General features: G+C 75.3%; 14 protein-coding genes and 1 pseudogene. 7 read left to right on the forward strand and 8 right to left on the reverse strand.

Going from position 1 to position 19,260, the window contains the following annotated elements; translation table 11 throughout:
• Positions 1-330: 330 nt before the first annotated feature.
• On the forward strand, positions 331-2,139 hold the full coding sequence (locus IH25_RS0134965) for a putative bifunctional diguanylate cyclase/phosphodiesterase (protein WP_030620355.1): 1,809 nt from the start codon (positions 331-333) through the stop codon (positions 2,137-2,139).
• Here the strand turns inward: IH25_RS0134965 and IH25_RS0134970 are convergent.
• The 5 genes from IH25_RS0134970 to IH25_RS0134990 all read right to left on the reverse strand — a co-directional run bounded on the left by IH25_RS0134970 (position 2,118) and on the right by IH25_RS0134990 (position 8,293).
• Entirely contained in the window at positions 2,118-3,215 is a 1,098-nt protein-coding gene (locus IH25_RS0134970) for an LLM class flavin-dependent oxidoreductase (RefSeq protein WP_030620360.1), read from the reverse strand. The two genes, IH25_RS0134965 and IH25_RS0134970, sit on opposite strands and share 22 nt — an antisense overlap.
• 87 nt (positions 3,216-3,302) lie before the next feature.
• Positions 3,303-4,640 (reverse strand): AAA domain-containing protein, encoded by a 1,338-nt coding sequence (locus tag IH25_RS0134975; protein WP_030620363.1) that lies wholly within the window; start codon positions 4,638-4,640, stop codon positions 3,303-3,305.
• Entirely contained in the window at positions 4,637-6,226 is a 1,590-nt protein-coding gene (locus IH25_RS0134980) for a hypothetical protein (protein WP_030620366.1), read from the reverse strand. Before IH25_RS0134980 ends, IH25_RS0134975 begins: the two co-directional genes overlap by 4 nt.
• On the reverse strand, positions 6,217-7,347 hold the full coding sequence (locus tag IH25_RS0134985; protein ID WP_051754358.1) for a hypothetical protein: 1,131 nt from the start codon (positions 7,345-7,347) through the stop codon (positions 6,217-6,219). The genes IH25_RS0134980 and IH25_RS0134985 overlap by 10 nt, the downstream gene beginning before the upstream one ends.
• A gap of 1 nt (position 7,348) precedes the next feature.
• Complete coding sequence (locus IH25_RS0134990; protein ID WP_030620372.1) at positions 7,349-8,293, reverse strand: phosphatase PAP2 family protein; 945 nt, start codon at positions 8,291-8,293, stop codon at positions 7,349-7,351.
• Positions 8,294-8,540: 247 nt separating this feature from the next.
• On the opposite strand from IH25_RS0134990, the gene IH25_RS0134995 reads away from it, so the two are divergent.
• Positions 8,541-9,137 (forward strand): histidine phosphatase family protein, encoded by a 597-nt coding sequence (locus tag IH25_RS0134995; RefSeq protein ID WP_030620376.1) that lies wholly within the window; start codon positions 8,541-8,543, stop codon positions 9,135-9,137.
• Positions 9,138-9,496: 359 nt separating this feature from the next.
• Here IH25_RS0134995 and IH25_RS0135000 read toward each other — a convergent pair whose 3' ends face one another.
• Complete coding sequence (locus IH25_RS0135000) at positions 9,497-11,008, reverse strand: hypothetical protein (protein WP_030620379.1); 1,512 nt, start codon at positions 11,006-11,008, stop codon at positions 9,497-9,499.
• Positions 11,009-11,281: 273 nt separating this feature from the next.
• Between IH25_RS0135000 and IH25_RS0135005 the strand changes: the two genes are divergently transcribed.
• Together IH25_RS0135005 and IH25_RS0135010 are read left to right on the forward strand one after the other, a co-directional pair.
• Positions 11,282-11,689: a hypothetical protein gene (locus IH25_RS0135005; protein ID WP_030620381.1), complete on the forward strand. Its 408-nt coding sequence runs from the start codon at positions 11,282-11,284 to the stop codon at positions 11,687-11,689.
• 141 nt (positions 11,690-11,830) lie between these two features.
• On the forward strand, positions 11,831-12,694 hold the full coding sequence (locus IH25_RS0135010; protein WP_030620383.1) for a spermidine synthase: 864 nt from the start codon (positions 11,831-11,833) through the stop codon (positions 12,692-12,694).
• 36 nt (positions 12,695-12,730) lie between these two features.
• On the opposite strand, the gene IH25_RS0135015 is transcribed toward IH25_RS0135010, so the two are convergent.
• Positions 12,731-13,264, reverse strand: a complete 534-nt coding sequence (locus tag IH25_RS0135015; RefSeq protein WP_030620388.1) for a hypothetical protein — start codon at positions 13,262-13,264, stop codon at positions 12,731-12,733.
• A gap of 118 nt (positions 13,265-13,382) precedes the next feature.
• Between IH25_RS0135015 and IH25_RS0135020 the strand changes: the two are divergent.
• The 3 genes and pseudogenes from IH25_RS0135020 to IH25_RS0135030 form a co-directional block, all read left to right on the forward strand.
• Positions 13,383-14,093: pseudogene (locus tag IH25_RS0135020) on the forward strand (response regulator transcription factor); the annotation flags it as partial.
• 359 nt (positions 14,094-14,452) lie between these two features.
• Positions 14,453-15,856 carry a HAMP domain-containing sensor histidine kinase gene (locus IH25_RS0135025; protein WP_030620395.1) on the forward strand — a complete coding sequence of 468 codons (1,404 nt, stop codon included), beginning with the start codon at positions 14,453-14,455 and terminating at the stop codon, positions 15,854-15,856.
• Between the two features lie 110 nt (positions 15,857-15,966).
• The gene (locus IH25_RS0135030) at positions 15,967-17,430 is read left to right on the forward strand and encodes a glycoside hydrolase family 18 protein (RefSeq protein WP_030620398.1); all 1,464 of its coding nucleotides are present in this window, start codon (positions 15,967-15,969) and stop codon (positions 17,428-17,430) included.
• A 122-nt stretch (positions 17,431-17,552) separates the two neighbouring features.
• Here the strand turns inward: IH25_RS0135030 and IH25_RS0135035 are convergent.
• A partial coding sequence (locus IH25_RS0135035; RefSeq protein WP_030620400.1) for a tetratricopeptide repeat protein occupies positions 17,553-19,260 on the reverse strand: 1,708 nt, incomplete at its 5' end.

Here is a 19,260-nt window from a genome sequence, read left to right on the forward strand (position 1 = left end):
ACGGACGTGACCTCCGGGTGTGGTTCGCGGGACCCGCACCCAGATTGCTGGTATTCATTGGTTTATGCCCTGTTTGCCTGCACCAGAAGGGTGAGCGCGCGCCCATCGAGCGCCGGGCGCGCCCCGGCGCTCGATATCCGGAAACATTCACGGAACGTCACAACTTGTCGGAGGGCTGAAGAAGCTGCCCAGGTGCGGGCAGAAACGATCTGTCAGAACCTGTGCTCGGTCCGGGACACTGGACATCGGCTGGAAGGGGCCGGGACCAGCCTCTATGATCGGCACACTTTCCGGCACGGACAGAGATCGAGTGCACTGCGGGAGCGAGCGGTGAGCGGAACGTCCGAAGGGCCGACGCCCGCGGCAGACCTCGACCGGTCAGCCGTCACAGACAGTCACTACACCACCTACCACCGTGTCTTCGCGACCGCCCCGCTCGCCATGGCGGTCGTGGGTCCCGACGGACTCGTCGTCACCGCCAACACCGCCCTCGGCGAACTGTTCGGCATCGACGCGGACACGATCGTCGGGCGGTCGGCCGCCGACCTGGTGGACCTGGTCGCGGACCCCCGCGGCCGGCACGCCTTCCAGGAGGTGCTCGGCGGCCGGCAGACCCGGCTGCGCTGCACCCGCCGGCTCAAACAGCCCGGCGGGAACTCGGTGTGGGCGCAGATCACCCTCGCCCCGCTGAGCGGCGGCGAGCCCGGCGCCCTGATGTCGGTCACCGACATCAGCGCCAGCCGTGAACTCCAGGCGCAACTGCGGCACTTGCAGATGCACGACCCGGTGACCCGGCTGCCCAACCGCACGCTGTTCTTCGAGCGGCTGACGGCCGCGCTGGAGGCGGAGCCGTACGAACAGGGCGGCACCGGGCGGATCGGCCTGTGCTATCTGGACCTCGACGGCTTCAAGGCCGTCAACGACACCCTCGGCCACCGCGTGGGCGACCGGCTGCTTTCGGCCGTGGCCGGACGGCTCACCCGGGTCGCCGACGCGGCCGGCTACGCCCGCGCCGCCACCCCCCTCGTGGCCCGGCTCGGCGGCGACGAATTCGCCCTGCTGGTGGAGGACTCCACCGGCACCGAACAACTCGCCGACCTGGCCGACTCCGCGCTCAAGGCCCTTCAGGAACCCTTCGACCTGGCCGGCCAGCGGCTGTCGCTGACCGCGTCCATCGGCGTCGTCGAACGGCACACCGCGGGCACCACCGCCACCGGGCTGATGCAGGCCGCCGATACGACGCTGTACTGGGCGAAGGCCGACGGCAAGGCCCGCTGGACCCTGTTCGACCCCGAGCGCAACGCCCACCGCATGACCCGCCAGGCCCTGTCCTCCACCCTCCGCCCCGCCATCGAGCGGGGCGAGTTCGTCCTGGAGTACCAGCCGCTGGTGGCCATGGAGGATGGCCGGCTCAACGGCGTCGAGGCGCTGATCCGCTGGCAGCACCCGCAGTTCGGCACGCTCACGCCGAATCGGTTCATCGGACTGGCCGAGGAGGACGGCTCGATCGTGCAGCTGGGCCGCTGGGCACTGGTCACCGCCTGCCGGCAGGCCCGCCGCTGGCAGCTCGACCGCCCCGGCGAACCGCCCATCTTCGTCAGCGTCAACGTGGCCGTACGGCAGGTGTGGGACTCCGACCTGGTGGCCGACGTCGCCGAGACCCTCGCCGAGACCGGGCTCGCCCCGCACCTGCTCCAGCTGGAGCTGACCGAGTCCGCCGTGATGGGCTCGGCGGGCCGCCCGCTCCAGGCCCTCCAGGCGCTCAGTGACATGGGCGTGCGCATCGCCATCGACGACTTCGGCACCGGCTACTCCAACCTGGCCTACCTGAGCCGGCTGCCGGTCTCCGCGCTGAAACTGGACGGCTCCTTCGTCCGGGGCTTCCAGTACGAGGAGGCCGCCCGGGACGCCATGCCCAACCCGGCCGACGAGGTCGTGGTGGAGGCGATGATCCAGCTCGCCCACCGGCTGGGCCTCACGGTCACCGCGGAGTGCGTGGAGACCTCGGCCCAGGCCAGCCGGCTGCGCCGGATCGGCTGCGACACCGGGCAGGGCTGGCTGTACTCCCGCCCGGTGCCGCCGGATCGTATCTCCGAACTGCTCGGGGCCGCCCGGACCTACGCGGTCGGCAACCCGTAGGCGTCCGCGATCAGTTCGTAGGAGCGCAGGCGCAGCTCGCCGCGGTGCGCGTGCGAGACGAGCATCAGCTCGTCGGCTCCGGTGCGCTTGTGCAGATCGTCCAGGCCGGTGCGGACCTCGTCGGCCGTGCCGTGCACGATGTTCGCCGTCCAGGAGGTGATGAACTCCTCCTCCATCGGGCCGAACTCGTGCCGCTCGGCCTCCTCGGGGTCCGGGAACAGGCCCGGTCGGCCGGTGCGCAGCCGGAGCATGTTCAGCGCCATCGCCCGGGTCTGCCGGCGGGCCTCCCGCGCGTCGTCCGTGGCGAGCGCGGAGACGCCGATGAGGGCGTACGGCTCGGCCAGGACGGCGGACGGCCGGAAGGTCTCCCGGTACAGGTCCAGGGCCGGGATGGTGTTCTGCGCGGAGAAGTGGTGCGCGAAGGCGAACGGCAGACCGAGCAGGCCGGCCAGCCGCGCGCTGAACCCGGAGGAGCCGAGCAGCCAGACCGGCGGGCGGTGCGGGGACTGCACCCCGCCGGGCGAGGTGCCCTGCACGGGTCCCGGGATCGCGTGGATGCGCCGGTACGGGTGCCCGTCGGGGAAGTCGTCGTCCAGGAACCGGGTCAGCTCGGCGAGCTGCTGCGGGAAGTCGTCGGCGCCCTCGTTCAGGGTGTCGGTGCGGCGCAGGGCCGCGGCGGTGGCGCCGTCCGTGCCCGGCGCCCGCCCCAGCCCCAGGTCGACCCGGCCCGGGGCCAGCGCCTCCAGCGTGCCGAACTGCTCCGCGATCACCAGCGGGGCGTGGTTGGGCAGCATGACGCCGCCCGAGCCGAGCCGGATGCGGTCGGTGTGGGCGGCGAGGTGGGCGAGGATCACGGCGGGGGAGGAGGAGGCCACACCGGGCATGGAGTGGTGCTCGGCGACCCAGTACCGGTGGAAGCCGCGGGACTCCGTGAGCCGGGCGAGCGCGACGCTGGTGCGCAGCGCGTCGGTGGCGGTACTGCCCGCGCCGACGGTCACCAGGTCCAGCACCGACAGGGGCACGGGGGCGCTGCCGCGCGTGACCCCCTTGATCTCGTCTACCTCGTCTGCCGCCACGGTATGGCCTCCTGTTCCGAGCACTGCGCTGTCCTCCGGGCGCTAACAGGAGGGAGTCTCCGTTTATTCCGGCGCAGCGCATCTGGCTCAGGGCCGCCAGACCACCCGGTGCTCCGCCAGATGGGACAGCACCGCGTGGTTCGCCTCCCAGCCGTCGGGAAACTTCACCAGGGTGCCCAGCTGGACCGGTTCCGTGGCGGGATAGTCGTCCAGGAGGTCGGGGACGCCGGCGCGGCAGACCATGATGCAGGCGTGGCGGTGGCGGGAGGCCAGGACGCACAGCCGGCCGGTCTCCAGGTGGAACGCGGTGGCGTCGGGGCGGCCGGAGAGCGGGTGCAGGACGACCGTCACGTCGTACTCCCGGCCCTGGAGCCGGTTCGCGGTGTCGACCGTGACGTCCCGGACGCCCAGCTCGGCCAGGGCCGCCCGGACCGCCGCCGCCTGGTCGCGGTGGGCCGTGCCCACGGCGACACGGTCGGCCGTCAGCGGGGTGGGGTCGGGGGAGCGCTCGGAGGTCGCCGCGCCGCCGCGGTCCAGCAGACGGCGCACCACCGTCGCCACCGCCCGCACCGCCTCCGGATCCGTGCGCGGAGTGTGCCGGGCGGGCAGCTCCAGCAGCCCCCAGCCGGACTCCGCGGCCTCGTCGATCACCCGGTCCGGGCCGGAGCCGTCCGAGGGCACGGCGAAGGCCAGCCGGCGGTCACCGTGGGCCGTACCGCTGCGGAAGGGTGTGTACGGGTAGAACGCGTCCGAGACCAGCGGGGCCGCCGACGCCGGCAGCCGCCAGGACACCGGCAGCCGGTGCTGGGGCAGGCCCGGGTTGTGGGCCAGCAGCGTGCTGACCGCCGAGGCCGAGGGGTCGTACGACAGCCCCGCCCACTGCTCGCCGCCCACGATGGAGAAGGGGTCCAGCTGGCCCGGGTCGCCCACGAACAGCGCCCGCTCGAACAGTCCGGCCACGGCGAGCAGGGAGTCCGAGCGCATCTGGTACGCCTCGTCCACGATCGCGTGCCGCCACGGCTCGTCCACCTTCACATGCGCCCACTTCGCGGCGGTGGACAGCACGACGGGCAGCCCGGCGAGGTCGGCCGCCTTCGCCGACGTCCGCACCTGCGGCAGGTCGTCCAGCGCCTTGTCGTAGGCGTCGGCGTCACTGCTGTGCAGCCGGCCCACGGGCAGCTCCGGGTTCTTCTCCGCCAGCCGCAGCACCAGGTCGTCGACCTGCGCGTTGGTCTGCGCCACCACCATCAGCGGGCGGCCCGCCGCGGCGAGTTCCAGGGCCGCGCGCACCACCAGCGTCGACTTGCCGGCGCCCGGCGGGGAGTCCACCACCACACCCCGCTCGGTGCCGTGCAGCGTGTCGTGGAGGATCGCCTCGGTGGCGCGGCCGGCCGCGGTGCCGGGATCGAAGCCGACGGTCGTCACAGCACGTCCTCCTCGGTGACGGGATCGGGTACCTCCGGCGCCGCCTCGCCCGGCGGGCCGCCGTGGGTCCACGGGGTGTCCTCGGGGTCGGGGAGCTTCGCGCCGCCGCGCTGCTCGTGCTCGAACAGCGTGAAGCAGACCCGGTCGCCCTTGCGAGGCACCGAACCGGGCTCGGGCTCCTTGCCCCGGCCCATCCGGTCCAGGACGCGCAGGGTCAGCACCCCCTCCGCCTCGTACCCGACGAACTCCGCCGACTGCGGCCGGCCGTCCAGCGAGCGGTACACCCGCGCCCGCTCCGCGAGGTGCGGCCGGTCGTCCGTGCGCAGCGTCACCAGCGGGCGCGGGCTCGGCCGCCTGCCCTCGCTGTACGCCATCACGACATCGGTCACCTCGCCCGCGAACGCCTCCCCGGCCAGCCGCCGCCCGGCCATCACCAGCGGATCGTCCAGCGCCTCCTGCGCCTCCAGCCGGGCCTGCTCCCGCTCCCTCGTGGCCAGCTTGTTCGCCGCCGTCACCGCGTCGTCCCGGCGCGGCTGCGGCGGCTCACCGGCCCGCACCCGGTCCCGGTGCGCCGTGAACGACCAGCGGTCCCGCGTCCAGCGCCCCTCCACGTGCGCGCCCGCCGGCAGCGCCCGCAGCAGGTCCAGGCCCCGCCACACCGCGTCCCAGGTGGGCCGGGCGCGGCTTTCGACCAGGTCGCGGATCTCCCGCTCCGCCCTGGTCAGCGCGGCCAGCCGGGCGTCGGCCGTCAGCGGGTCCTCGGCTGCGGCCAGGGCCGTCCGCGCGCGGTCGTAGCGCTCGATCGCCGGGGCCAGCAGCTTGTTGTCGAACGCCGGATCGGTGGCCGGGCCGGCCGGCGGGCACAGCAGCTGGCCGTCGGCGTCCCGGGCGAGCTCGGCCCGGCGGGCGGCCTCGGCGCCCGTCATCCCCTCGGGAGGGTCGATCCAGGCCAGCAGCGCGCCCAGGTGCTCGTCCTCCAGGCCGGACTGGCCGGTGGCCCAGTGCCGGGACAGCACGTCGGTCAGGGCCAGCAGCAGCGAGGAGCCGGGGACCCGGGCCCGCTCGCCGTAGTGGGTCAGCCAGCGGCCGAGCAACGGCACCCGGGGCGGCGCCGGATAGGGCGCGTCCGGGTCCTGCTCGGCGGTGCGCCGGAACCGCATCGAGCGGCCCAGCAGCCGTACGAAGTCCAGGCCGGGCCGGCTCGGCACGATCAGCTGGGGCGCGTCCGCGCACAGCTCGGCCGCCACCTTGACCCGCTTGCCGGTCTCCGGGTCGGTCTCGGTGCGCTCGGCCGCCTCCACGGCGTCCGCGTACGACTCGACGTACGGCAGCACGATGCCGGCCAGGTCGGCGAGGAACGCGAAGCGCAGATCGCGGTCCCGGGGCTGCGGCACGACCAGCAGCCGGGGCGCGTCCCGGTCGGTGCCGACCAGCGCGCCGAGCGGGGCGCCGGTCTCACCCGCGGTGATCAGCGGCACGAACACCAGCGGGCGGTCGGACAGATGCCGGTGCCGGACCGTCGCCGCCGGCTGGGCCCGGCCGCTGTCCACGGCCTCCAGCCGGGCCAGGGCGGTGATCAGGGACACGCGCTCACCTCCCCGCCGTCCACCGGGCCATCGCCGGCCGGGAGCGACGCCGCCCGCTCGGCGGCCGTCCGCAGGGCCTCCGCGCGCAGGGCCGCCGCGCGGCGCAGCGCCGCCACCGCCGGGTCGGCCGCCTCGCCGCTCACGCCCCGGGCGGCGGACAGCACCTCCGCCACGGTGGCCAGGCCGCCCAGCTCGGCCCGCAGCGGCCGGCCCAGCCGGGTGACCGCACCGGCCGCGCGGGCCCGCTCCCGGCAGTGGAAGGCCAGCTCGCAGGCGGACAGGCACTCCGGGGCGTAGGCCGCCGGCACCGCCTCCACCGCCGCCGTCAGCTCCTCGGCGGGCCGGTCGGGCGCGAAACACGTGCCCTCGGGCAGCGTGTCGGCGATCTCCTCGATCCGGGTCAGCCGGGCGAGCTGGCGGGCGGTGACCGCGCGCTGCTTGCGGACGTCCACGGCGGAGCCCGCGGGCAGGTTCGAGAAGTCCTTCGGGCACACCAGCAGCACCCGGTGGCGCACCTCCGGCACGGGGTCGAGACGGGCGGCGACCTGCTCCAGCGCCAGCACGTACACCGCCGCCTGCCGGGCCGCCGCGCCCACCTTCGCCGGGTCCGCGGCGCCGTCCACCATCGGGAAGGACTTGATCTCCACCACCGACCAACCGCCGTCCGGGTGCACCACCACCGCGTCCGGCTCCAGGAAGGCGAGCGAACCGGCCACGTCCAGAGCCAGCATCGGGTGGTCCAGCAGCGTCCAGCCGCCCGCCCGGGTGGCCTCGCGCAGCGCCAGCGCCGTACGGGCCGTACGCCCCTCGGGGCCGTGCGCGGTCAGATCGGGCACGGCCGCGCCGGCGGGCGGCTCGGCGCCCGGGTCGAGCCGGGCGTGCACCAGCCGCAGCAGCTCCGCGCCGCCGTCCGCCTTCACCCGCGCCTCGAACGCGTTGCCCCGGGTCAGCGCGAACTGCGACTGCCCGAAGCCGGACGGGGCGCCCAGCGCGGTCGCCAGCCGCGCCTTGTCCACCCCGGCGCCGTCCAGGATCGCCCGCCGGGCGCACCCCGGGTTCGCGGCGAGCGCCGCGAGGGCGCGCGCGTCCAGGGCCTTGGCCGGTACGTCGGGGCCGCGCAGCTCAGCGAGCCGGTGTCGGAGCCCCTTCGCCCGCGTCGGTGGCGGGGACGTCCGGTCCGGCCGCGGCGCCGGGACGCGACTCGCGCTGCCGTGGAATTCGCTCACCCGCCGAAGTCTGGCATCCGGCACTGACAATCGGGGAACCCGTGCCGGAAACGACCGGCGCGACGGGGCGCGACAGCCGGGCCCGGAGCCGGTCCACCGCCCGCATCAGGGCCGGTGCCAGCAGGTAGCCGACGCCCATCACGGCGACCCCCGCGACCGCGTCCAGGAGGTAGTGGTTGGCGGTGCCCATGACGACGATCGCGGTCACCAGCGGGTAGACCACGCCGAGGACCTTCGTCAGGCGCGTACCGCCGTGGCGCCACAGCAGCACCCCGCACCACAGCGCCCAGCCCACGTGCAGGCTCGGCATCGCCGCGTACTGGTTGGTCATGCCGCCCATGCCGCGCGGGGCGCTGGCCTCGCCGCCCCACCAGCCGTACGAGCTGTACTGCGCCATGGTGTCCACGAAGCCGTGGCCGGCGTCCAGCAGCCGGGGCGGGCAGGTCGGCAGCAGGGTGAAGCCGATCAGGCCGATGAAGGTGGACGCGAGCAGCCAGGTGCGCGCGGCCCGGTAGTGCGGGGCCCGCGCGCGGAAGAGCCATACCAGGACGGCGGGCGTGACCAGGTAGTGCAGCGAGGCGTACCAGAAGTCGGCCGGCACGCCGAGCCAGGCCTCCCGGGTGAACAGCCGGTTCAGCGGGTGCTCGGCGTTCAGGTGCAGGGCCTTCTCGATGCGCAGGATCGCCAGGCCGTGGTCGACGGCGCCGGAGACGTCACCGCGCGCGAGCAGCCGGCCGGCCGAGTAGCAGCCGTAGACCAGCAGGATCAGCGGCAGCTCCGTCCACCAGCGCGGCCGGGAACGGAGGGCCACCTCGGTGCCCGGTGTCTCGGTCTGCGGCAATCCGATCGCCCTCCCCCTTCTGCTGTGTGCGGTACGCGCGCCCCCGGCGGGCGACCGTGCCACTTTACGGTGTCCCCACCGCGCCCATCAGGGGCCTGTCGGCCACGCCCGGTGTGCGTCCGGCCCTGGAAGACGCCGGGGCCGCCCGCGAGGTTGCCTGTCGGCGGGGTGCGCGATGATGGAGGGGCCGACAACACTCGTAGCTTCCGTGGCGTCCCGGGGCGTCACCCTTCCGGAGAGGTCTCCCATGGCACCGCGCATCCTGCTGGCCCGGCACGGACAGACCGCCTGGTCGCTGTCCGGCAAGCACACCGGCAGGACCGATGTGCCGCTGCTGGAGGAGGGCCGGCACGGGGCCAAGCTGCTCGGCGAGCGGCTGCACCGCGCTCCGCTGGACGGGCTGCCGGACGTGGAGATACGCACCAGCCCGCTCTCCCGCGCGCGCGAGACGTGCGAACTCGCCGGGTTCGGTGAGCGGGCCGAGCGCTGGGACACGCTCATGGAGTGGGACTACGGCGCGTACGAGGGGATGACCCCCGCCGAGATCCAGGCGGTCCGGCCGGGCTGGCTGATCTGGCGGGACGGGGTCCCGGAGGGCGAGACCGTCACCGAGGTCGCCGCCCGCGCCGACGAGGTGGTGTCCTGGGCCCGCTCGGCCGACCGCGACGTCCTGGTCTTCGCCCACGGGCACATCCTGCGGTCGATCGGGGCGCGGTGGCTGGGGCTGCCGCTGGACTTCGCGGCCCGCATCCGGCTGAACCCCACGTCGCTGTCCGTCCTGGGCTGGGCGTACGGCGAACCGGCCATCGAGAACTGGAACGACGTGGGGCACCTGGCCGGCTGACGCGTCGGCCTCCGACCCGGGGCCGGTGATGCGGCGGCGCCCTCGGCCCGGGGCCGGTGATGCGCCGGCCTTCGCTCGGCACCGGTGACGCACCGGCCCTCCGGCCGGAGGCGGTGAGGCGCCCCGGACCGTAGATGCGTGGGCTCGCTCCCGGGCCGGTGAGGCGTCGGCTCGCACCCGGACCGAAGATGCGTGGGCTCGCCCCCGGGCCGGTGAGGCGTCGGCTCGCTCCGGACCGGTGATGCGTGTCGGCTCCCGCACCAGTGATGCGTAGGCCCCCGCACCAGTGATGCGTAGGCCCACGGACCGGTGCTGTGTCGGCCCATGGACCGGTGCTGTGTCGGCCCACGGGCCGGTGACTACACCGGCCCCCCGCCCCCCACCGGACGCGGCCCCTTGTACGACGCGTGCCGGTCCAGGAACTCCGCCACTCCCGACGCCCGCCGGTGCGGCAGCAGTACCCGTGCCGTCCCGGCCAGCATGCCCTGGATCCGGGAGGACTGGACCTGGTCCAGCAGCGCGAGCACCCGCAGCCCCGCCTCCGCCGCCTCGTCGGGACGGCCCTCGCGGGCGAGGTCGTCGGCCAGCTCGGCGGTGTAGAGCGCGATGTTGCGGGTGAAGTGCGGATCCTGCGCCTGCGCGGCGCGCCGCGCCTGCCGGGACGCCCGCCGCCAGTCGCCCAGCGTGGACCAGCACTGCGCCTCCAGGCCCGCCAGCTCGGCCTCGCCGTAGAAGCTCATCCACTCCGGGTCCGCGTCCGCGCGGCCCCGCTCGAACAGGGCCTGGGCGCGCACCAGCGCCCGCTCACAGCCGGTGCGGTCGGCGAGCCCCGCCCAGCCGCCCGCCTCGCGCAGCGCCAGCAGGGACAGCAGCCGGGCCGAGCCGAGCGGCTGCGCGGCGCGCTGCGCGGCCTGCGCGGCCCGGACCGCCTCCCGGGGGCGGCCCGCGTCCCGGGCGAGGAAGGCGGTGTTGCAGAACGCGTGCGCCTCCAGCCCCGCGTCCCCGGTCATCCGGGCGGTGGCCAGCGCCTCCGCGTAGTGCGAGCGCGCGTCGTCGAAGCGGCCGGAGTCGTGGGCCAGCCAGCCGACGGAGATGGCCAGTTCACCGGCGCCCGAGTGCAGCCGGTCGGCGGTGGTCTGCCGGGTGGCTCCGGCGTCCAGCAGCGCGTAGGCGGCGCGCAGGGGGGCCGCCGCGCGCCGGTACAGGCCGTCCGCGCCGTGCCGGTCGTCGAGCAGCCGGATGCGACGCACGGCCTCCTCCAGGGCCATGGCCTCGGGAATCCCGGCGCGCCGCGGCGGCCGGTCCGCCGCCGCGGCGGAGGGGGCGAGCCCCAGCGGGGCCAGTGTGGCGGCGGCCACCGTGGCGCCTCCGCCGGTCATGAATGCGCGACGCAGCACGTCGCTCTCCTCGTGGTTCGGGGGGTCGTTCTGCCGGTGGTCCCACAGGTCGTACGGTTCGACGGCCCCGAGCGACTCACCGGGTCTTTCCCCAGGCCTTTCCCCGGGTCTTTCCCCGGGGCCCTCCCCGGGTCTCTCTCCGGCCGAGGGTCCCCGGGGAGCGGCCACGGCCGGGCGCGCGGCCCGGCCGCGGACGGACGAACGGGGCGCGAAGCCCAGGTCGGTGAGGGTGCGGCCGGGGAACATGTGCAGGAAGACCCGCTCGTAGGCGTAGTTGGGGCAGCGGATCTCCCCCGCCTCGACCCGCCCGATGTAGCGCGCGTCACAGCTCACCCGCTCACCGATCTCGCGCGCGGCCCGCCGGACCAGCGCCGCGAACTCGGCCGGGGAGCGCGGCCCCCGCAGCCGGCGGAAGGCGAGGTTCGGCCGGGGCGGCCGGTCGGGCTGTGACGAGGTCACCGTTGACGACGCCATGGCCGGGTCCTCTCGTGCGAACCGTCGAACCATGCCGGGACCGGGGCGGTTCCGGAGTGGTACCGGGACGGGACGCCTGGCTGGCGCTCCGGTTCCGGCGGGCATGAACGTACCCGCTGTACCGGGTCCGGCACGCGGTGTTTGACCACAAACCGGATATCTCCCGCGCGATCCGCCATGAAGTGCCATCCTTTGCGGCGCACTTGGACCGTGCCTGTTGACGCGTTGTCGCGTTAAACCCGTGGACCGCAACAGGGCTGTGTGGAGGCCGGCATGATGACCAGCCAGAGCAACGAACCTTGTACGTCGCCGTCGTCGTCCGCGTGCGCGGGCGACCCGGCATGCGACCTAGTGACGGTACCGGCCCGGCAGGGGCTGGAGGCGGTCGACATCCTGCGGCGAGCGGGAGCGGACGCGGTGGGGCCCGTCCTGCACGACGACGACCGCGACACCCTCGGCTTCCTGGTGCCGGCCGGTACGGCGGCCTGCTGGGACGTGCCGGGCAGCACCTGTACCGAGACGGACGGGCGCGGGCTGAGACTGGACCCCGGGCCCCCGGTGGCGGGCTCGGACTGGCTGCTGCCCCCCGGCGAGGCCGACCCCGCCACGGACCCGGCGGTACTGCGCCGGGCCCTGGGGGAGGCGGCCCGGCTGATCGAGGTGGCGGACAAGTGCTGCTGATCGAGGTGGTGGACACATGCTGCTGAGGCGCGCGGACGTCTGATCAGCCGAGCGGACACGGGCTGCCGAGGTGCGCGACCCGCACCCCGCCCGGTCGCCGGCCGTGCCGCGCCCTGCCCCGACACCTGCGAAAATGGGCGGATGGGCAGGTCCAGGAACACCCGGCGCAGGTCGGCCGTCACCGTCGAGGAGCCGGTCGACGGCGGTCTCGCACAGCTCGTCCCCGACCCCGACCGAGGCCGCGCCTGGACGTTGCTGATCGACGGGGCGCCCCAGTCGCACGTCGACCTGGACGACCCGGCGTACCTCTCCTTCGACTACCAGCGGCGCCTCGGCCATGTCATCGACCTCGCCGCCCCGCCCGGCCGGCCCGTGCACGCCGTGCACCTCGGCGGCGGCGCCTTCACCCTCGCCCGGTACGTCGCCGCGACCCGGCCCCGCTCCACCCAGCAGGTCGTGGAGCGCGACGCGAGCCTGGTCCGGCTGGTCCGCCGCGAGCTGCCGCTGGACGCGAGCGCGCGCGTCCGGGTGCGCGCGGTGGACGCCCGGGAGGGCCTGGCCAAGGTGCCGGACGGCTGGGCCGACCTGGTCATCGCCGACGTGTTCAGCGGCGCCCGCACCCCCGCCCACCTCACCTCCACCGAGTTCCTCGACGAGGTCCGCCGGACTCTGAAACCCACCGGGAGCTACGCGGCCAACCTCGCCGACGGCCCGCCGCTCGCCCACCTGCGCGGCCAGATCGCCACCGCCGCCGCCCGGTTCGGCGAACTCGCGCTGATCGCCGACGCGGCCGTGCTGCGCGGCAAGCGCTTCGGCAACGCCGTCCTGGTCGCCTCCGACGCCCTGCTGCCGCTCGCCGAACTCACCCGCCGCGCCGCCTCCGACCCGCACCCCGGCCGGGTCGAACACGGCCGGGCCCTCACCGACTTCACCGGCGGCGCGGTGCCCGTGACGGACGCGGCCGCGGTGGCGTCCCCGGCCCCGCCGCCTTCGGTGTTCCGCTAGGCCCCATTGCCCCCGGCGTCCTGCCAGGGCCGCTGCTCAGTAGGTGCCGACCTCGACCCGTGGCGGCCCGTCGTGCCAGGTGCAGAACACCGACACCCGGTCCGCGCCCCGGACGAACTCCACCCGGATCCAGCTCGCCGTCTTCCACACCTGCATCGACCAGCCGGCCCCCGGGGTCGCCGAGACGAGCGTGGCGTCGGCCGGACCGAGGTCGAACACCGCCCGGCCGCCGTCGGTGTCATAGGACCTGACCCGGCCGGAGGCGGTGGCCGTGGGGGTGGGCGTGGGCGTGGGGGACGAGGTCCGGGGGCGGGCCGGGGTGGCGGTGGCTGTCGGTGTGGGCGCCGGCCGGGCCGGTTCCGCCGTCGACGGCCGGGACGGGGAGGCGGCCGGCGTCGGGGGCGCGGACGCCGTCTCCGGGGCCGACGAGCCGGCCGCCGGGACGGGCAGGGCGCGCGGCGGCTCGTACGCGGTCCCGGCCAGCACCGTGTGCACGCCCCACCAGGACAGGGTGACCGCCGCTCCCGTGGCGAGCAGCCAGGCCAGTACGTGTACGAGTCCTCTGCGCATCGGCGCCATACTGCCTCACCGGCCACACGGGTCACACCGGGCGCGGGGAGTTGTCCACAAGCGCGGAGTTGTCCACAGGCTCCGGCCGGGTCCGGCCGCATGGCGTACGGTGCGGCGCATGGCAAGTGTGCTCGTGGTCGAGGACGACCAGTTCGTACGCTCCGCGCTCATCCGGCAGTTGACCGACGCCGCCCACACGGTGCGCAGCGTCGGCACGGCGCTGGAGGCGCTGCGCGAGGTCGCCCACGTCCGTTTCGACGTGGTCGTCCTGGACCTCGGACTGCCCGATCTGGACGGGTCCGAGGCCCTGAAGATGCTCCGGGGCGTCACCGACGTGCCGGTCATCATCGCCACCGCCCGGGACGACGAGGCCGAGATCGTCCGGCTGCTCAACGCCGGGGCGGACGACTATCTGACCAAGCCGTTCTCCGTCGAGCACCTGTGCGCCCGGATGGCGGCCGTGCTGCGCCGGGCGCGGGCCGGCGGCGGGGAGGCGGCGTCCTCGTCCGTGCTCCGCGTCGGCGGCCTGACCGTCGATCCGCTGCGCCGCCAGGCCGAACTGGACGGCGTCCGGCTCGACCTCACCCGCCGCGAGTTCGACCTGCTCGCCTTCCTCGCCGCCCGGCCCGGGGTCGTCGTCCCGCGCCGGGAACTCCTCGCCGAGGTCTGGCGGCAGTCCTACGGCGACGACCAGACCATCGACGTCCATCTGTCCTGGCTGCGCCGCAAACTGGGCGAGACGGCCGCCCGCCCGCGCTACCTGCACACCCTCCGCGGCGTCGGCGTCAAACTCGAACCCCCGGCCCCCCGGAGCACCGCACCCGAACCTCCGACGCCCGGGCACCGCATGCCCGAACCTCCTGCGCCCGGGCACGCCGTGCCCGAACCTCCGGCGTCCTGGCCGGCTGTGCCCGCGCCTCCGGCGCCCGAACGTCCCGTACCCGAGCCGCCGACGCCCGGACACCACCTCCCCGAGCCTCCGGCGTCCTGGTCGCCCGAGCCCGAGCCCTCGGTGTACCGGCCGGCCGTGTCCCAGCCTCCGGCGCCCCGATACCCCGTGACCGAGCCCCCGGCATCCCGGCCCGCCACCCCCCGGCCCGTCGCCCCCGAACCCGGAGCCTCCGGCCCCGTCGCCTACGTACCCTCCGTACCCCGCGTGCCCCCGTCCTCCTTCGGTGGCGAGCCGCGATGAGGTGGGCGCTGGTCAAGGTCTGTCTCGCGGTGACCACGATGGTCGTCGTCGCCTTCGCGGTCCCGCTCGGCCTGGTCGTCAAGGAAATGGCCCGCGACCGCGCGTTCTCCAACGCCGAGCGGGAGGCCGCCGCGGTCGCGCCCGCGCTGTCCATCACCGCCGACCGGGACCAGCTGGAGCGCGTGGTGGCCTCGGCCGGCGCGGGCTCCCGGATGGCCGTGCACCTGCCCGCCGACGGCGGCCGGGCCGCACTGGACCTCGGCCGGCGGCGCGCCGCCGCCCGGGACATCCGGGCGGTCCGCGGCCTCGGCCGCGCCTCCACCACCACCGTGCCCGGCGGCTCCACCCTGCTCCAGCCGGTCGCCCTCGGCTCGGGCGCGATCGCGGTGGTCGAGGTCTACGTCCCCGAGTCCGAGGTGACCAACGGCGTCGGCACGGCCTGGGCGGTGCTCGCCGCCGTCGGTCTGGCGCTGATCGTCGGCTCGGTGGCGGTCGCCGACCGACTCGGGGTGCGCATGGTGCGCCCCGCACGCCGGCTGGTGGCGGGCGCGCGCGAACTGGGCGAGGGCAAGCTGGGCGCCCGGGTGCCCGAGGACGGCCCGACCGAACTGCGGCTGGCCGCCAGCGCGTTCAACGCCATGGCCGACCAGGTCGTCCAGCTCCTCGCCAACGAACGCGAGCTGGCGGCCGACCTCTCGCACCGGCTGCGCACCCCGCTCACCGTCCTCAGGCTGAACGCGGCCTCCCTCGGTGGCGGACCGGCCGCCGAGCAGACCCGGGCCGCCGTCGCCCAGCTGGAACGCGAGGTCGACACCATCATCCGCACCGCCCGGGAGGCCAAGCCGCAGACGGCCCCCGCCGGGCCCGGCGCCGGCTGCGACGTGGCCGAAGTGGTGCGCGAGCGCATGGAGTTCTGGTCCGCGCTGGCCGAGGACGAGGGCCGCAAGTGGCGGGTGGCCGGAGTGGACCGGCCGGTGCGCGTCCCCGTGGCCCGCGCCGACCTGGCCGCCGCCCTCGACGCCCTGCTCGGCAATGTCTTCCGGCACACCCCCGAGGGCACCGCCTTCGCGGTCGACGTGCACAACGGCGAGGACGCGGTGATCGTGCTCGTCTCCGACGCGGGTCCCGGCATACCCGACCCCGAGGCGGCGATGGCACGCGGCCGGGGCTCCGGACACACCGGCTCCACCGGGCTGGGCCTGGACATCGTCCGCCGGCTCGCCGAGTCCACCGGCGGGGACGTGCGCATCGGCTCCTCGGTGCTGGGCGGCACGGAGGTGCGGATATGGCTCCAGCCGGCCGGCCGGGGGCCGGTGGGCCGCGGCCGCGGAGGGACCGCGCGCAGGCGCCGGCCGGGCAAATCGGTCTTCGCCTTTAACCGTCCCCGATCGCTTCCTTAAGCGAACCCTAAGGACCGCGACGGGCGCCCCGGACAAGCGTTTTGTCCGATTGCGGCTCGCTAGCGTGCTGCCGCACCCCACCCCCGTGAACAGCGAAGGCAGGCACGCGCATGAGCACGCACCGGCGCAGGATCAGTGGCAGGAACAAGGCGATAGGCGGCCTGCTGGCCGCGGCCGTGATCGGCGGCGGCGCGGTCCTGCTCACCGGTACCGCCAACGCGGCCGGGGTGAACGCCGCGTACACCAGGACCAGCGACTGGACCACGGGCTACACCGCCCAGTACGTCGTCACCAACAACACCGGCCAGGCCGAGAAGACCTGGACGCTGGAGTTCGACCTGCCCGCGGGCGCCACGCTCTCCTCCCTCTGGAACGGCGAGTCGAGCGTCAGCGGGCGGCACGTCACCGTGAAGCCGGCCGCCTGGGACACCGCCGGGCTGGCCCCCGGCAAGTCGGTGACCGTCGGCTTCGTGGTGAGCGGCGGCGGCGACCCGACCGGCTGCCGCATCGACGGCGCCCAGTGCTCCGCGGACGGCGGCGCCACCCCCGAGCCGAGCGGCCGCCCGACCCAGACCACCCCGGCCCCGGACCCCACCCCCACCAGGACCAGCACGCCGACCCAGACCGCCACCCCGGCCCCCACCCCGTCGCAGACCACCGGCACCGGCACCGGCGGCACCGCCTCCGCCGGCTTCGCCCCCTACGTCGACACCTCGCTCTACCCGGCCTTCGACCTCCTCGGCGCGGCCGACGCCACCGGCGTGAAGAACTACAACCTCGCCTTCCTCACCGACGGCGGCGGCTGTACCCCCAAGTGGGGCGGGGTCACGGACCTCACCGGCGACGGCGTGGCCGCGCAGATCGGCGCGCTGCGCGCCAAGGGCGGTGACGTCCGGGTCTCCTTCGGCGGCGCCTCCGGCTCCGAGCTGGCCACCACCTGCTCCTCCGCGGACGCGCTGGCGGCGGCGTACGGCAAGGCGGTCGACGCCTTCCAGCTCACCAAGGTCGACTTCGACGTCGAGGGCGGCGCGCTGCCCGACAAGGCCGCCAACACCCGCCGCGCCCAGGCCATCGCCAAGCTCCAGGCCCGCCACCCCGGTCTGGACGTCTCCTTCACCCTGCCGGTGATGCCCGAGGGCCTCACCCAGGCCGGTGTCGACCTCCTCGCCGACGCCAAGGCCAACGGTGTGCGGATCGGCACCGTCAACATCATGGCGATGGACTACGGCGCCTCGTACGGCGGGGACATGGGGACCTACGCCGAGCAGGCCGCGACCGCCACCCAGGCCCAGGTCAAGAGCGTGCTGGGGCTGTCCGACGCCGCCGCCTGGAAGGCCGTGGCCGTCACCCCGATGATCGGCGTCAACGACGTCTCCTCCGAGGTCTTCAAGGTCGAGGACGCCACCCAGCTGGTGAACTTCGCCAAGTCCAAGGGCCTCGGCTGGCTGTCCATGTGGTCCGCGACCCGGGACAAGGGCTGCGCGGGCGGCCCCAAGCCCACCGCCGACCCCACGTGCAGCTCCGTCGCCCAGGACCCGTACGCCTTCTCGAAGGCATTCGGCGCCTACAAGTGACCCGCTCCCACGGGCGCGCCTGCAAGTGACCCGCCCCCACGGGCGCGCCTGCGAACGACCCGCCCCCACGGGCGTACCCGCCCCGGCCGGACGGCTCCGCCTCCGGCCGGGGCGGGGCCGGTTCAGGAGGCCACCGCCGACGCGGCGCCCTCGTGCAGCAGGTCCCGCAGGTCCCGAGCCCGGCCTATGCCCAGCTTCTCGTACAGGGCGAGCGCCTCACGCCAGCAGGACTCGGCCCGGCCGGACTGGCCGAGCCGGTCGAGCGCGCGGCCCAGCAGCGTCAGGGCGTTCGCCCGCCGCACGTCCCCGCCCACCTCGGCCAGCGGGATCAGCGCCGCCTCGGCGGAGGCCGCGGCAGCCGCCGGAGCGTCCTGGGCGAGCTGGATCTCCGCCATCCGGTAGTGCGTCATGCCCTGCCAGAACAGCTGCCTGCTGCCCCGGAACACCTCCAGTGCCTCGTCGAGCAGGCGCAGCGCGGCGTCCCGCTCACCGGAGGCGGCCAGGGCGAGCGCCAGGGCGTACCGCGCGTTGGCGCCGCGCAGGGCATGGCCCATCGCGTCGTACATCTCCACGCCCTGCCGGGCCAGCCGGACCGCCTCCTCGGGGCGGCCGTCCGCCACCCGGAGACGGGACAGGCCGCTCAGCGCCGCCGCCTCGCCCGGCCGGTCGCCGCAGGCGCGGAAGCCGTCCGCCGCGCGGGCCAGATACCCCTCGCCGTCCGTGAGCCGGCCCCGGTAGTGCGCGATGACGCCCCGCCGGTAGTAGGCCCAGGCCGTGGTCAGGGGATCGGCGCCGGCGCTCAGTTCGACGGCTCGCGCGGCGGCCTCGTCGGCGGCCACGAACCGGCCGCCGATCACATGGGCGTAGGCCACCGTGACCAGGGCCCGTGCCTCGGCGCGCCGGTCGCCGGCCGTGCGGGCGGCCTCGCACAGGATCAGGGCCGCCTCCTCGTACGGCTGCGAGAGGCTGCCCTCGGACAGGTCGAGCGCGGCCCAGAGCGTGTCCACCGCGCGGCCGAGCAGCGGCGGCCGGGCCGCCTGGCGGACCACGGAGAGCAGGGGTACGGCCTCCGCGTACAGCCAGTCCCGGGCCGCCGGCGGGTCGGTGAAGGACAGCCCCGGGTGCCCGGCGGTCTCCAGGTGGTCCACCAGCCGGTCCTCCGGCCGTTCGACCGCGTACGCCCGGGTGGCCGTGGCCAGGTAGAAGTCCAGCAGCCGGGCGAGGGCGGCCTCCCGTTCGCCCGGCGGCTCGTCCCGCTCCGCGCAGGCGCGCGCGAAGAGGCGGACCAGGTCCTGGAAGCGGTAGCGGCCGGGCGCGGCGGAGTCCAGCAGGGAGGTGTCGACCAGGGATTCGAGGAGTTCCTCGGTGTCCTCCGGGGGGAGGTCCAGGACCGCCGCCGCGGCGGTTAGGGAGATGTCGGGGCCGTCGGCGAGGCCCAGGAGGCGGAAGGCGCGGGCCTGGGCGGGTTCCAACTGGCCGTAGCCGAGTTCGAAGGTGGCCTTGACCGCGAGGTCGCCGGCCTGGAGTTCGTCCAGGCGGCGCCGTTCGTCGGCGAGCTTGGCCGCCAGCACCGAGACCGTCCAGGTGCGGCGCGCCGCCAGGCGGGAGGCGGCGATGCGGATCGCCAGCGGCAGGAAGCCGCAGGCGGCCACCACGTCCATGGCCGCCTCGCGTTCCGCCGTCACCCGTTCCTCGCCCACGATCCGCGTGAACAGGACCAGGGCCTCCTCCGGGGACATCACGTCCAGGTCGACCAGATGGGCGCCCGCGAGGTCCAGCATCCGCACCCGGGAGGTCACCAGCGCCGCGCAGCCCTCGGTGCCGGGCAGC

The organism is Streptomyces achromogenes subsp. achromogenes (assembly GCF_000720835.1).
Classification (GTDB): domain Bacteria; phylum Actinomycetota; class Actinomycetes; order Streptomycetales; family Streptomycetaceae; genus Streptomyces; species Streptomyces achromogenes.